Source organism: Flagellimonas aequoris (assembly GCF_003584165.1).
GTDB classification, from domain to species: domain Bacteria; phylum Bacteroidota; class Bacteroidia; order Flavobacteriales; family Flavobacteriaceae; genus Flagellimonas; species Flagellimonas aequoris.
In genome coordinates, this window is the sequence record NZ_QXFJ01000017.1 from 179291 (window position 1) to 192877 (window position 13587).

Genomic DNA, 13587 nt, shown 5'->3' on the forward strand with positions numbered 1-13587 from the left:
GCCGGTCCTTAAGACTCGGCATCCAATTTGATCTCCTCGCGCAGAAATTTTATAAAGTAATCAAAGTACATGGGGTACTTCCTATCCTTCATCCGAGCTACATATTGTTGGCGTTGGAACCCTTTGGAGGTTACCTTGATGGTCTTGATGGATTGGTCCATATAAGGTGCAAGGGCCCAATTGGCCATAACGATCACACCCAAATTGGCCTTCACCAGTTCAATGGAAGCCTCGGTCAGGGGCAGAACGATCAATTTTTTTGGGTTGATGCCCTTAGGTATCAATTCCGATCTGAAAATGGATACCGTTTCCAAGGGCAGCGAATGTATGATCAGGTCGACATCCTGAAAATCCTCGGCCTCGATGAACGACCTTTTTGCCCAGGGATGGCCATTGCTCACCACGGCCAGCATCTCATCGGAGAACAGCTGTATAAAATCCACCTGATCGGTCTGTTCCAAATTACTGGTGATGGCAATATCAAGGTTACCGGAAATCAAATTCTCGACAGGGTGATGGGTGGCCTCAAAGACAATTTCAATTTTTACGTTCGGGAACTCGCTGTTGAACTTTTTCAGGACGGCGGGCAACCAGTGGTAACTGGTATAGCATTCCGTGCTTACCCGGATGACGCCACTCTCCCCATTGATCATTCGTTTGATCTCCTCATCGGTCCTGTCCACCTCTGCCAGTATTTTAATGGCACTATTGTACAGCTTTTTGCCCACAGGGGTCAAAATGAGCTTCTTGTTCCGGCGATAAAACAATTGTGTGCCAACTTGGAGTTCAGCTTCCTTCAATTGATAGCTCAGGGCACTTTGGGACAGATGGAGGACGTCCATGGCACGGGTTATCCCCCCTTCTTCCACAATCGCCTTTATCAATCTCAAGTATCTGATTTCCATTTCACAAGTCTTCTGCCCAAAATTAACCCCTATCCAGGGGGAAACCCTGAAAATTGCATGAAAATATTCAATGATTTCCATAAAATTTAGCGGCACGATTTTTATGGAAAATCACGGATAGCCTTGCCAAATCCTTTGGTATCCTTAGTATGGGGATACGCGACCACGGAGATGAACGTAACAGGAAATCCGTTTCCGACCGTGGAATATATCGCGGTATGGCGAGAATATGATAATATTGCACAGTGAAAATCAAGGAGCAGGTTACCCAAGGAGCTTTGAAGGAACTATTGCAATAAACTCCAAGACCATAATTTAGGCCATGGGAATCGATTACCCTGTCCCATTTAAAAAATAGCGATCACGTGAAGTTACGGCAGAAAAGAAAATTGGTGACCTATTTGAACATTTTAGACCAACCTGTACGGTTCAATCCCTTTGTGTTCAGCAGGATTTTCTTGTTATGGGCCTTTCTTGGACTGGTTGGAGGTATCATTGCCGGGGTCTATTGGATCGTACTGCAGTTCCTGACCCACGAACTTGCCTTTTTTACGGGATGGAAAGTGGTACCGATAATGGGCATATCGGGGTTGTTGGCCGGTTTGATCATTCATTTTATTGGGGATCCCGGAGAGATACACCTGATCGTGAACAATATACGTTTCAACAAGGGAAAGCTCAATCCAAGGAACAACCCTTCCATGATCCTCTCTTCCTTACTCTGTGTGGCTTCGGGTGGCAGCTTGGGTCCTGAGGCGCCATTGGTGCAGGTAACAGGTTCGACCGGTACTTGGATAGGAAAGCTGTTCCGTCTCAAGGGAGAAGAATTGAGATCCCTCTCCATTGCAGGGATGGCATCTGGCTTTACGGCCCTGTTCGGTGCCCCATTGGGAGGTAGCCTGTTTGCACTCGAGATCCTCCACCACAAGTATGCCGTGGAGTATTACAAGGCCATTATCCCCGCTTTTGTGTCCAGCTGTTTCAGTTATTTGGTGTTCGCGTTGATCATCCATTTGGGCCTGGGCCCGATATGGGACCTTTCTTCCTACGAGTATTCCGGGGTTTTTGATTTTGGCCAAGCTGTCCTATTTGCCATGGTCGGGGCATTTTTTGGATGGATCTTCATTTTTGTCACCAAATTTATAAAGGCCATTTTTGAAAAGCGGCCCCTGCCCATTTATATCAAAACACTCATTGGTGGGCTCATACTGGGCATGATTGCCTATTATCTACCCATTACCCGTTACTTTGGCCATCATGAGATAAGTCGGTTGTTGACCAGCGATTATTCCATTTCTGTATTGTTTTTGGTACTGGTCTTTAAAATCATTGCCATCTCGGTGACGGTCACTTCGGGATGGAGGGGCGGATTTATCATTCCCTTGTTTTTTGTAGGGGCCACTTTAGGACTTATCCTCCATCAGTTGTTTCCGGATATCAAACTCACTTTGGCCATTGTGAGCTGTATGGCGGCCATCAACGCCTGTGTGACCAGAACCCCGATGAGCACGACCATATTATTGGCGACCTTGACAGGTTTTGGACATTTCATTCCCATCTTATTTGCCAGTCTGACCGGTTATTTCCTGGCCCCAAGAATTCCTTTTATCGGCTCACAAATGGAAAAGGAATAGCAGCATTTCATTCCTTTTCCAGGTCCATGGTATTTTATCGACCGAGCCCTTCCCGTCAACAACCCTACCGCAATTTTTTGGTCAGTACCACCTTTCGGCTTCCGTGCAGTTCACCAAGTTCCAGTTTCAGCCGTTCCCCATCCCCCATCACGAATTTGGGCACCACATATACAAAACGTTCGCTCCGGTGGCTCCTTACCATATCAGGCCTATCATGCGTGTAACGTACATGTATTCCTGACTCTTGGAAGGAGGCCCTTCGCTTTTGGCTCCCATTGACCCGCACCACATCCAAATAGGCCATCCCAAAATCAATGTCCGATCGGTTTTGGATCTTGATGATCATATAGACCTCCCCGCCATCATAGATCACACCCTCCAATTGGAGCCGTATCCCCCTTTTCTGTTTGGTCGCCATGGCACGGTATTCTTTCTGCAATAATGCCCTGCAATAATCCGCATACCGAAGGTCAACACCTTCGGTCCTTTCCATTACCGACACATTTTCTTCATCGGGCCGTTCATTCCCTATCCGGTCTACTTTCCGAAGAAAACGATAGGTATGGACCAGTGTATCGGAGAACGCAATAACGAAGGCATATACACTTCCATCGGTGGTAATGACCAATAAATCACTGGCAGGACCAGGTATTCCTTGCAAGAGGCCCAAATAGCCCGCCAGTTCCCTATTGTAGGTGAAGGTAAAGTTATCGTTTCCCGTTACCGCTTGCCGTATAGGGCTTGGAAAAAAGAGGGCCAGATTATTGTCCTTGTTGGCATAAAGGGTATCCAAGGGCTGTTGACCCGACATACACCCTGAAAGGGCCAGCCCCAAAAAGGGAAAAAGTATATTCTTTAGTCTCATGATCCTGGTTTTAAGATGAATTGATATTGATTGCCAAGGGCTACTTTGACCGCCCTATGGTCTCTTTTAAAGATTTGTCCAATCCCATTGAGCCGTGGCAGCCCGGGCAGGTCCACTCCATCCATGGCTCGATCCATGCCCCGTTCGATTACTGCTCCTGCCAGATGGTTCTCGATATAGATCCCCTCCCTACCATCCTGTAGGTCATACCCCTTCAGGGCCATGGGGGTTCCATTCATTTGGTCCAGACTGACCATGACCCTATTGGGTCGGATCTTCACAAAAGCGTATATCTTGGTCCCTTTGGGAAAAGTTCGATCTTGAATTTTGGTTTCCCGCGCCAACCTAAGGGCCAACCGATGACCTTCCCTGACCACTTGATCGCCGTCCACATGGACCAAAACACCGATCTGTTCCCTTGTATTCCCCATACCAATGACCGGTTTGGGATTGGAAGCAAAAAAAAGTTGGTGTCTTAGGGCCGGTTCCCCTACCGAAAGAAGAGTCCCAGCTGGTTTTGAACCTGCATTTTCTTTCCATTCCACCAACTTTTGTACTTGTACCGTTTCCTCCCTGCGCTCAAGCGGGGTGCTTATTTGCCTATGGTTTGTGGACGCATAAACACTATCAATGATCCGTTGTTTCTCATATTCCATATAATCGGGATTGAAGTACCCCTTGTCGTCCACCATATGGTCGGGATATATTGGTGGTGCGGTAGACTCCCGCTCTTCTTCAATGGCCTCCAAAGCCTCCAACTTCGTTCCATACACCTGTTGGTTATCTTCCAAGTCAGGTATGGGAATACGGTCTGGCGCCAATTCCTCCTTTTTATTCTTTCCAAAGGTCAGGATGCCGTATACGATAGTGAACAACACGACGCATACCATGACCAGTACAAATACGATTTTATTTTTTTGTGGTTTCATTGTTTTCAATTTTACGAAGTGAGTTTTCAAAAAAATCCATGATCAACAGCCCATGGGGATTGTGTGGGAAATGCCGTTCCACAGCCATCAGTTTGCCAGAGGTGGACAACTCATAGGTGTCGGTGACACTGCCCCTGTTGATATGGAAAACGGTTCGGGTCTCGAACCGGTAGGGTTCCGTTGCCAAATCGATCTTGGAATCAATGCGCTCCACCTTTTGGACCAGGGAATACTGCATCAAGCGGTTATAGAACCCATCGGCCTTCTTTTGCCTGAACAGGGCATCCACCGAGGCATCCCCCAGCCAAAGGGCCTTTTCCATATGACGTCCATAATTGGCCGCATCCACTTCATAGAACCACCGATGGAATTGCTCCAAATGGGCCAAGGCCTCCACTTCGAGGTTCTCCCGTTCATGGATCCATTGTAAGGGAATGACGTCGCCCGAACCATTGACCACAAAGGCACTATTGAGGATATTTTTGTGCATTTGGGCCACGATGGTAACGGAAATGATACAGACCAATCCCGAAACAATGACTACCGAGAGTACTACCCAGCGGTTCAATCGCAGTTGTTGTTGTATATTTTTAAAAGATGTTTTCATAGGCATATGTATTTAACCATTGAACAGGCGCAGGGTAAAGCTCGTGGCCTTACGATAGAGCTTGAACTTGAGCAACACAATGAAGCCAATAGATCCAAATTCGATGATCGGAGCAAAAAACTCACTGCCCCAATCCGTTCCGAACAGGCTGCTCCAAAAATTGGTATTGATCTCCGTATAGAGGTTGTTCACGAATACGTTGACCAAGAAAAAGGCCGGCACCAGCATATAGACCCCTGTGTACAATTTAAAATAGGTATAGGCCAGACTGCGGAACTTCTCAAATACCGATAGGCTGATGACCAAGGGAAAAAAGGCCTGTAGGATCCCTAACAGGAAATAGCGTTCGGCCAAGAAGAGCGGATAGATGAAGATATCCAACAACCACAAGATGACCCCTATGATAAAAGCCAACATTTTCAATCCGTACAGTGGGGTGACCAAGGCCTCATATAAAATGGCCATGGCTTTTTTGGCGGCTTCCAAGGCACCCACATCCCGTTCCAGATCTACGTCCTGCAGTTGTAAGGGGAGGAGTGCCGGAGCCGTGTCCCTATATTGGGATTCGATGGCCACCAGAATGCCATCGAACACGCCCAGTATCTCAGTGGAGAAAATGACCAACAGCACGATCACAAAGTTCTTTGCCAGCTCTGTGGGGGTAAGGCCCCAGGTATGCCCATCCGTGGCGGCGATCCCCTCTTGGTATTTTTTAAGGATATTGACCAAAAAGAACAGCACGGCCAAGGACTTCATCCCTATAATCGTATATTGGGAAAAATCACTGTTCTTGATGGTCTGAAAGACGGCATCCACATATTCCAACCCTATGCCCAAAAAAATACCTGCCATCAGTATTCCTTTTCCCGGTTATTGATGATATCCTGCATTTTTCGAAAGGAGATGATTTCCCGATAGCGTCGGGTCTTTACCCCCAACTCTGCCACCATTTCCCGGGATGCCACCTTTTTCTCCATTAAAATGGCCGTCCGCTCGGCATCGGTCATCTTCAAAAAATCGCTGGAGAGGATCTGGTTCACAAAATCCAGGTCATCAAGGGCCGTGTCCATGATCTCCTCAAAGGAAGTGGAGATCCGTGTCACCTCATCAGCCTTGATATATGGGGAATTCAAGATATCCCTGAGATCGTTCTGTACGGTTTGGAAAAGGATTTCATTGTTCTTGGCCAGTTCCTTGACGGCCTTCAATTGCTTGATGGTATTGTTCACCTTGACAATATTATCCTTTTGCTCTTTTAAAAACTCCACGGTCCTTAAGAGTTCCGAGGTTTGCTTGGCGGACTCCACCAAGGACTTGGTCATGCTGATAAAGTTCGTATTGTCATACACCGGCATCCCCTGGCAGGCAGCACCTGCTGGCAGTAATAGGGCGATGGTCAGGGCCATTGATAAGGTCAGGACTTTTCTCCTGATGGGTTGTTTCTTAGGTAGTCTCATATGTTTTCTTTTTAAGGTTCAAGAATTCTTTGATGGCTTGTTCCATGTTTTGGGTCTTTTCATAACACCGCATGATCTGGTCATTCTCCTTACCATCAGTGAGGTATGCGGCATAGACCTCAGGGGGGACCTCCAACCGAAATACATTACTTTCCTTACCGATCTTGATAAAGATCTCGGTATACTTGCGGCTGCCCGTCAGGTTGTTGCGAATGGATCGGAGTTGGTTCAGGTCATGGCCTGAGAGGTTCAATCGTTTTTTCAGTTCCCCATAGCCCTTTTCATTTCTAAGGCTATAGATGACCTGGGTATTCTCGAGGATGCTGGCGGCCATTGAATTGTCCGGTAATTGGTTGATGGATTGCAGGATGATGCCAATGGCGCCATTTTGTTTGCGTATGGCCTGATAGTAGAATTCCACACTTTCCAATACATTGGGAAACTTCAATTGTTTGGCAAACTCATCAAAGAGGATAATGCCCCGTTTGGACCTATTGTTCCAAATGGTGCGCTGTATGGCGGATTTGATGAGTTTGAGCATCACGGATAGGATTTCCCTATTGTCCCTGACCTCATCCAGTTCAAAGACGATCAATTGTTTGTTCTCCAGCTTGTGGGTCTGGTCCGTACCTACATCGAACAAGAAGCTATACAATCCCTTATCCACATATTCGGAGAGGATATGTAAAAAGTCGTAGACATTGAAATCGGTTTCCTTGAGATGGATTTCTTGGATTAGGGTATCCTTTCGTCGATCTACAAAGTGGTAGAGCGAAGTCAGGGAATGTTCCCTTTGGGTATGTTCGTAATAGTACAACAATACCTTTTTGAGGGCCACCTGTCTGGACTTGTTCGCCCTACCCTCTGCCAAGAGTTCGAGAAGGAACAGGGTCAGGTCCTCCAAGCGCTCGGGATCCAGGTCTGATGGATCGGAAATATAAAAGGGATTGATCCCTAAATTTTTCCCATGCACATAGCGCAGAATAATATGCCTATCCGGATAGAGTTGGGCAAACTTGGTATAGGAACCGCCCAGATCGATGATGACCAATTGAACACCTGCTTCGAAATATTGACGAAGGATGTTATTGGCCAGAAAGGACTTCCCCTCTCCCGTAGGGGCAAAAATGGCAAAGTTACGGGCCTTGATCCGCTTCTTTTCGGTATCCCAGACATCCTTGAGCACAGGGATATTGTATTGGCGGTCGTTAAAGATCACTCCCTCGCCATCGGATCTGTAATTGGTGTTGTTGATATAGAGGCACAGGGCATGTTTCAATTCGGAGACATACAGATCTTCATTGGAAAAGTTTGGGGCATGGCAAGGATGCGAATTCAAAAAGTACTGCTTGCGTTCTTCCCCATTGGGATGGTAGGGTACCATATCGAGTCCCTTGAACTCCGCTTTGATCTTCGAGGCGATCCGTTTTAAAAATTGCTGTTCCTGGTGCCAGAAGACGATGTTCAGGTGCCCACGGATTATGCGGGAATGATCATCTTGGTTGATTTGATCGACAATGTCCCGGATTTTTTGAAGGACCACTTTGTTTTGGGTGCCGAAATTGGAACTTTTGGAGAGCTCTTCGATTTTTTTGTCCAGGGTTCTGCGCCATTTCTGTTTGTCATCCAGATACATGATATGGTTGACGATATGGTTTTCCTTGAGATCCAGTCCCAGACTGTCCAAATAGCCCTGATGGAATGCAAAGTCATCCGTGGAGAACCTACCATTGGGCAAGCTGCTTTGCACGGATTCCCCAAAGCAGAGTTCATTGTTGATGGCCATGGCGTCAAAATAGTGGTCCCCAATCGTTATATGTTTATTTTCCAATAGGATATCCGTATCGAAATCCATATTGAACCCATTGAAGTAGGCATGGGTATGGGCCAAGATCTCTTTCGATCCCATGGGAAGGACGGTAATGGACTTTGAGTTATTGATATAGGAAACAGCGTCATTTACAGCGGTGATGAACTCGGCCACCTGTAGATCCAATTTTCTATGGTATCCCTTTTCCATTTTCCGAAAGGGGTTCACATATTTGGTGGCATTGAGCACTTTGTCCAATGGGAGTACAAAGAAGAGATGGCTATCGTGCCCTATATACTCCCTGCCTTTGAAATAATCATGCGTGGCCCGCTCCAAAAAGGTATTGCTGTTGAGCTGCACTGCCGTGTAGCCCTTTTTTTGATAAATATCCTGTTTATGGATGACCGTTGCCGTCGGCAGGGATTTAAAGGCCTGGAACCAGGTCCCGTGCAGTACTTCAAAATCCCTTTCAGAAAGGGAATATACCTCGGGCAGTTCCACGGTATAGCAGAGCACTACATTGCCGTTGTTGGCAAAGACGATATGGTTTTGGATATCGAGTATGGGATGATAGGCGTTCAGGTTGATTTTAGACATGGGTCAAAGGGCTTTGTCGTTTGTTACTTATGGCTTGGGGAAAGGTCCTTTGTACCTTGATCGGGAACGGTTTTTTGACCCACCGGCCCAATGCCCCGTAGAGCAAGGCATTGAACAGCAGTAGGCCTACGATGACACCCAAATGGAATGAAAAGATGATGACCAACAAGGAACCGATGACCGACACCATTTGTAGGGCAAATAAGGAAATGGGAAGTCCCATGATCATGGCCTGTTTACGGATATTCCGGTAAGTATTGTACCTTTTCATCCTACACCACGATTCCAATCAGATACGTAAAAATACCTACAACGGCCCCGGCAATAAGGACAAAGACCAAGACCCGCGTGATCCCTTTTTTAAGATCGGCGTTCTCTCCAAAGAAATGACCGGCATTGAACAGAAAGCCCACCAAAAAGATGACCCCCAGGATAATGGGGAAAATGGCACGGATGGTATCCGAAATGTCATTGACGGAATCCTCTATGCCCCCGATTTGGGCAAAGATGGCACTGGTTGCAAATAAGGAGAACAAAGTGATGAACAGTCGTTTTTCCATGATACAGCTATTTTTAAAAGAATGCTTTTGATATCTTGGAAAGTACTGTAAAAATTACTTCAATATACTCATTACCAGTTATTTGTGAATATCATTATAATTGAAGTGGTTTCCGTTATTTTGATTCGGATTGCCATTGGATTTTATTGGAATCCTTTTGGTCAATGTGGACAACCCAAAGTAGGTCAAGCAACGGGCCTGCAAAAAACATCAAATGTTTGGTCGGTTCCTTAAAAAATCGATGGCAATGGCCCGAATCCGATATTCTCAAATGGGTACCGGATACCCTTCCTTGCCTCAGTCCAATTCAGAAGAAAATAGGTGTCGCACAGATATTACGCTTGGGCAGGTGGATACGCAAAAGATTCTGCACAGGGTACTGCAAAAGGTACGATCTATCACCCTTATAAGGTTTTATACGTTATGGAATTGCCAACAGCATTTATCCGTTGAAGGGGGATTATGGAAATTGCAACCATAAAAAGGTTTGAACAACGATTATTCTTGTTCGATCCATGCTCCAAATCAATAGGTAACCATCACTTCCTTTTAAATCTCGTCAAAGGAAGTTGAAGGTCAAGAAGTTTTTGGATTAGGGTCATGGGGTGGTTTCAGTAATATTTGGGAGGTCGGCCATTCAAAGATTTCCAATCCAAAGAAAGGCAGGGCGGCAAGGAGATGGTCAAAGATATCGGCCATGATATACTCATAGTTCTCCCATCGCTTATCGGCACTGAAGGCATAGATTTCCAAAGGTATGCCCTCTGGTCCAGGCTGCAGTTGACGCACCATCAAGGTCATTCCCTTGTTCACGGCCGGATGCTGGCCCAGGTATTCCTGAACATATTTTCGGAACACCCCCACATTGGTAAGATTACGTCCATTGACCGCAAGTCCTTTGTCGACACCATGGGATTGGTTGTGGGCCTTGATCTTTTCATTGCGGTCCATGAGATAGGGCCGGATGAGCTCGATCCTTTTAAGGTCTTCGACATCCTGGTCCGAGAGGAAGCGGATACTTTTTTGACTGATGATCAAGGGACGTTTTATCCGTCGCCCCCCAGATTCCTGCATTCCCCTCCAGTTTTTAAAGGAATCCGATATCAGGGCATAGGTTGGAATGGTGGTAATGGTTTTGTCAAAATTCTGGACCTTGACCGTTGCCAGGGTAATCTCGATCACATCACCATCGGCTCCATATTTGTCAAAAGTGATCCAATCGCCAATCCGGACCATGTCATTGATACTGACCTGTACACTGGCCACCAATCCCAAAATGGAATCCTTGAAGATCAAGAGGATGATGGCAGATGCCGCACCGAGGGCGGTAAAGAATTTCCAAACCGTGGTATCTGTGATAATGACAAAGATGGTGAGCAATCCAATGATCCATGCAAAGATCATGAACACTTGTATGTAACTGTCCAAGGGTTTGTCCCGATATCGCGGTTTTGTCTTAAGGTAATCCTTGGTGCTTCGAAAAAAGCTCTTTACGATCAATAGGGTAAAAACCACCAAGATGATCTGGAACAGTTTATGGGCTATCGCCCCTCCCCGTTCAAAGTCCACGAACACGATGGGGACCGCCTCGAAAAGCAGTAGTAAGGGAACAATACGGGCCACATATCTCGGCACCCTATGGGCCACCAGATAATTATCAAAATTTGTGGCTGATTTGCGTGCCAGGCGTACGGAAATGGTCCTCAATATTTTCCAGACCACAAAATCCACCAATGCCGCCAACAGTAAACTACCGATCAACAGGACCAATAAGTTCAAATAGGCGGCGACCTCTTCCCCCACTCCCGTCTTGAGCAAATGGTCATATAGGATTCTATTGAGATCAGTGTACATATTCATTTTCATGCTCATAATGATCGCGGTGCAAAAGTACGCCAAAGAAAGTGAATTCAATGGGCGGGGAACGGTCTTTCACTCCCACTTTTCCATACCCCATCACTAGGGAAGAATCCTATCCACGGCCGGACCCGTTCCTTGCGGAAGTATTTAGGTTTGTACCAGGGCTTTTAAGATTCTTTAACATTGAAACAGCCTGCCATGCATGTGCTTTTCTTAAAAATGAATATGGTATAGTACACGCCGAACTTCATTCATAGTCATAGGGCCGGAATCGCCCTATAGGCACAATCCATTCCCAAGGGCCGCCCAACACCCAAATGTGAGGGCCTCTACAGCGCGTCCCCTTTGAAATGGCCTGTTTCTGATGGATCCCCTATTACAAGAGCATCAATATTGTAAGGTATACGTCCCATTCATTTTTCTTCCTTAAAAAACAGGTATAGCCAAATGGCCCTGGACCATTTGAAATTCAAGGTACTCAAAAGCGCGGCCATAAAGACGACTATCAGGAATACGTTAAAGGGAGAAAGTCCGATAAAATACCAAAAGATCACAAACGTGGTGATCATTTGAGCCGCAGCAAGGCCATAACTGACGAACATAGCCCCAAAAAAGAAGCCTGTCTCCCTTTCGAATTTATACCCACAATCGGGACATCTTTCATACATCTTGGGAATTCCCAATGAAATGAAACTGTCCTTCCGTTCAAACATATCACCTTTTTGGCATTTTGGACATTTACAACCCAATATATCTTTGGCCGTACCCATATTATTTTATTAGGCTGTAAAATTAGGATTCCAAGACAGTTTGAGACCTATCCCAAATACGCCTATTTTTGTACTTTTAGTGGAAACGCCGGACATAGTATACCACCTTCGCCGGACCAAAGTGAGCATAGCTGGCCGGTGAAAGTGAGCCACCCGCGCCGGACGAAAGTGAGCCACTTTTGGACCTGATCTGTCTGTAATGTGCCAAAGGTCTTTTTTTGTGAAAAAGGACCATGGCGAACAAGCAGATAGACATGCGAAAAATAAAAAGGATATTCAAGCTCTACACCTCGGGTGTGAGCAAGCGGCGGATAAGCCAGCAGTTGGGCATCTCCCGCAATACAGTGGCCAAGTACATCGATTTCTTCAAGCGTTACCGTCTGACGGCCTATGAGGTTGAGAAGATGACCCTGGAGGAACTGCACGGCCTCTTCAAGGCCGACCAAAGGCCGAAGAGCCCAAAACTGGTCGAGCTACAGCGGTACTTTCCCTACTTTGACAAGGAAATAAGAAAGACCGGGGTGACCCGACAGTTGCTCTGGGAGGAATATTATGCCAAGCATCCCGATGGGTTCAGGCTCTCACAGTTCAAGTACTGGTACGCCGAATGGCAAAAGGAGACCTCCCCCGTGATGCGGATGGAGCACAAGGCCGGCGACAAGCTTTTCATCGATTTTACGGGCAAGAAGCTCACCATTGTCGACAGGGACACCGGGGAGCTAAAGGAACTGGAAGTGTTCGTGTGCATATTGGGCAGCAGCCAGTATACCTACGTGGAGGCATGTGCCAGCCAGAAGCTCGAGGACTTCATCCGCTGCACCGAGAACGCACTGTGGTTCTACGGCGGTGTGCCGAGGGCACTGGTGCCCGACAACCTTAAGTCGGCCGTTACCAAGAGCAGCCGCTATGAACCAAAGGTCAACGAGGTGTTTGCCGACTTTGCCGAGCATTACGAAACGGCTGTCCTTCCCACGCGCACCTACAGGCCAAGGGACAAGGCCATAGTGGAGAACGCCGTGCGCATCATCTACACAAGGGTGTTCGCGCCCTTACGGAACGAGACCTTCCACAGTGTGGCCGATATCAACACCGCGATCCGGGAACTGTTGGAAAAGCACAACGACATGTCCTTCAGGGGAAGGGAATACTCCCGACGTTCACTGTTCCTCGAGGTGGAAAGCCGGGAACTGATGCCCCTGCCCGAAAAACGCTATGAGATAAAACGGTACGCCCAGGCCACCGTGCACAAGAACAGCCATATCTACCTTGGCAGGGACAAGCACTATTACAGCGTACACTACAGGCATATCGGCAAACAGGTAAAGCTTGTCTATACCGACAGTATGGTCGAGGTCTACCATAAACATGAAAGGCTGGCCGTGCACCGAAGAAACAGGAAACGTTACGGCTATACCACTTTGGCCGAGCACATGCCCTCCCACCACCGCTTCGTCAGCGAATGGAGCAGTGAAAGGTTCATTGCCTGGGCCGGAAACATAGGGGAAAGCTGCCAAGGCTACATCATGGCCATATTGGACAAGAAGCAGCATCCCGAACAATCCTATAAATCCTGTCTTGGCGTACTGCACCTTG

At 47.0% G+C, this 13587-nt stretch carries 13 protein-coding genes; 2 read left to right on the plus strand and 11 right to left on the minus strand.

The window, feature by feature from the left end; all coding sequences use genetic code 11:
• Positions 1-8: 8 nt before the first annotated feature.
• Entirely contained in the window at positions 9-905 is an 897-nt protein-coding gene (locus D2U88_RS07830; protein WP_119639814.1) for a LysR family transcriptional regulator, read from the minus strand.
• Positions 906-1270: 365 nt separating this feature from the next.
• Between D2U88_RS07830 and D2U88_RS07835 the strand changes: the two genes are divergently transcribed.
• Positions 1271-2539 (plus strand): chloride channel protein, encoded by a 1269-nt coding sequence (locus tag D2U88_RS07835; RefSeq protein ID WP_119639801.1) that lies wholly within the window; start codon positions 1271-1273, stop codon positions 2537-2539.
• Positions 2540-2603: 64 nt separating this feature from the next.
• On the opposite strand, the gene D2U88_RS07840 is transcribed toward D2U88_RS07835, so the two are convergent.
• From D2U88_RS07840 to D2U88_RS07885, 10 genes are all read right to left on the minus strand, one after another.
• Positions 2604-3404, minus strand: a complete 801-nt coding sequence (locus D2U88_RS07840; RefSeq protein ID WP_119639802.1) for a DUF4138 domain-containing protein — start codon at positions 3402-3404, stop codon at positions 2604-2606.
• On the minus strand, positions 3401-4333 hold the full coding sequence (traM, locus tag D2U88_RS07845) for a conjugative transposon protein TraM (protein ID WP_119639803.1): 933 nt from the start codon (positions 4331-4333) through the stop codon (positions 3401-3403). Before traM ends, D2U88_RS07840 begins: the two co-directional genes overlap by 4 nt.
• Positions 4314-4940: a conjugal transfer protein TraK gene (locus tag D2U88_RS07850; protein ID WP_119639815.1), complete on the minus strand. Its 627-nt coding sequence runs from the start codon at positions 4938-4940 to the stop codon at positions 4314-4316. The genes traM and D2U88_RS07850 overlap by 20 nt, the downstream gene beginning before the upstream one ends.
• Before the next feature lie 12 nt (positions 4941-4952).
• Positions 4953-5792, minus strand: a complete 840-nt coding sequence (locus tag D2U88_RS07855) for a hypothetical protein (RefSeq protein WP_182859127.1) — start codon at positions 5790-5792, stop codon at positions 4953-4955.
• Positions 5792-6373: a conjugal transfer protein gene (locus D2U88_RS07860; RefSeq protein ID WP_119639816.1), complete on the minus strand. Its 582-nt coding sequence runs from the start codon at positions 6371-6373 to the stop codon at positions 5792-5794. Before D2U88_RS07860 ends, D2U88_RS07855 begins: the two co-directional genes overlap by 1 nt.
• 10 nt (positions 6374-6383) lie before the next feature.
• Positions 6384-8804: a TraG family conjugative transposon ATPase gene (locus tag D2U88_RS07865; protein ID WP_119639805.1), complete on the minus strand. Its 2421-nt coding sequence runs from the start codon at positions 8802-8804 to the stop codon at positions 6384-6386.
• The gene (locus D2U88_RS07870; protein WP_072880272.1) at positions 8797-9075 is read right to left on the minus strand and encodes a hypothetical protein; all 279 of its coding nucleotides are present in this window, start codon (positions 9073-9075) and stop codon (positions 8797-8799) included. The genes D2U88_RS07865 and D2U88_RS07870 overlap by 8 nt, the downstream gene beginning before the upstream one ends.
• A gap of 1 nt (position 9076) precedes the next feature.
• Positions 9077-9364 (minus strand): hypothetical protein, encoded by a 288-nt coding sequence (locus D2U88_RS07875; RefSeq protein WP_072880273.1) that lies wholly within the window; start codon positions 9362-9364, stop codon positions 9077-9079.
• Between the two features lie 576 nt (positions 9365-9940).
• Positions 9941-11224 carry a mechanosensitive ion channel family protein gene (locus D2U88_RS07880; protein WP_417935278.1) on the minus strand — a complete coding sequence of 428 codons (1284 nt, stop codon included), beginning with the start codon at positions 11222-11224 and terminating at the stop codon, positions 9941-9943.
• A 413-nt stretch (positions 11225-11637) separates the two neighbouring features.
• A complete protein-coding gene (locus tag D2U88_RS07885) occupies positions 11638-11937 on the minus strand; it encodes a DUF983 domain-containing protein (protein WP_235855752.1) in 300 nt (99 codons plus the stop codon).
• A gap of 290 nt (positions 11938-12227) precedes the next feature.
• Here D2U88_RS07885 and istA point away from each other — a divergent pair.
• A partial coding sequence (gene istA / locus D2U88_RS07890) for an IS21 family transposase (RefSeq protein ID WP_119639143.1) occupies positions 12228-13587 on the plus strand: 1360 nt, incomplete at its 3' end.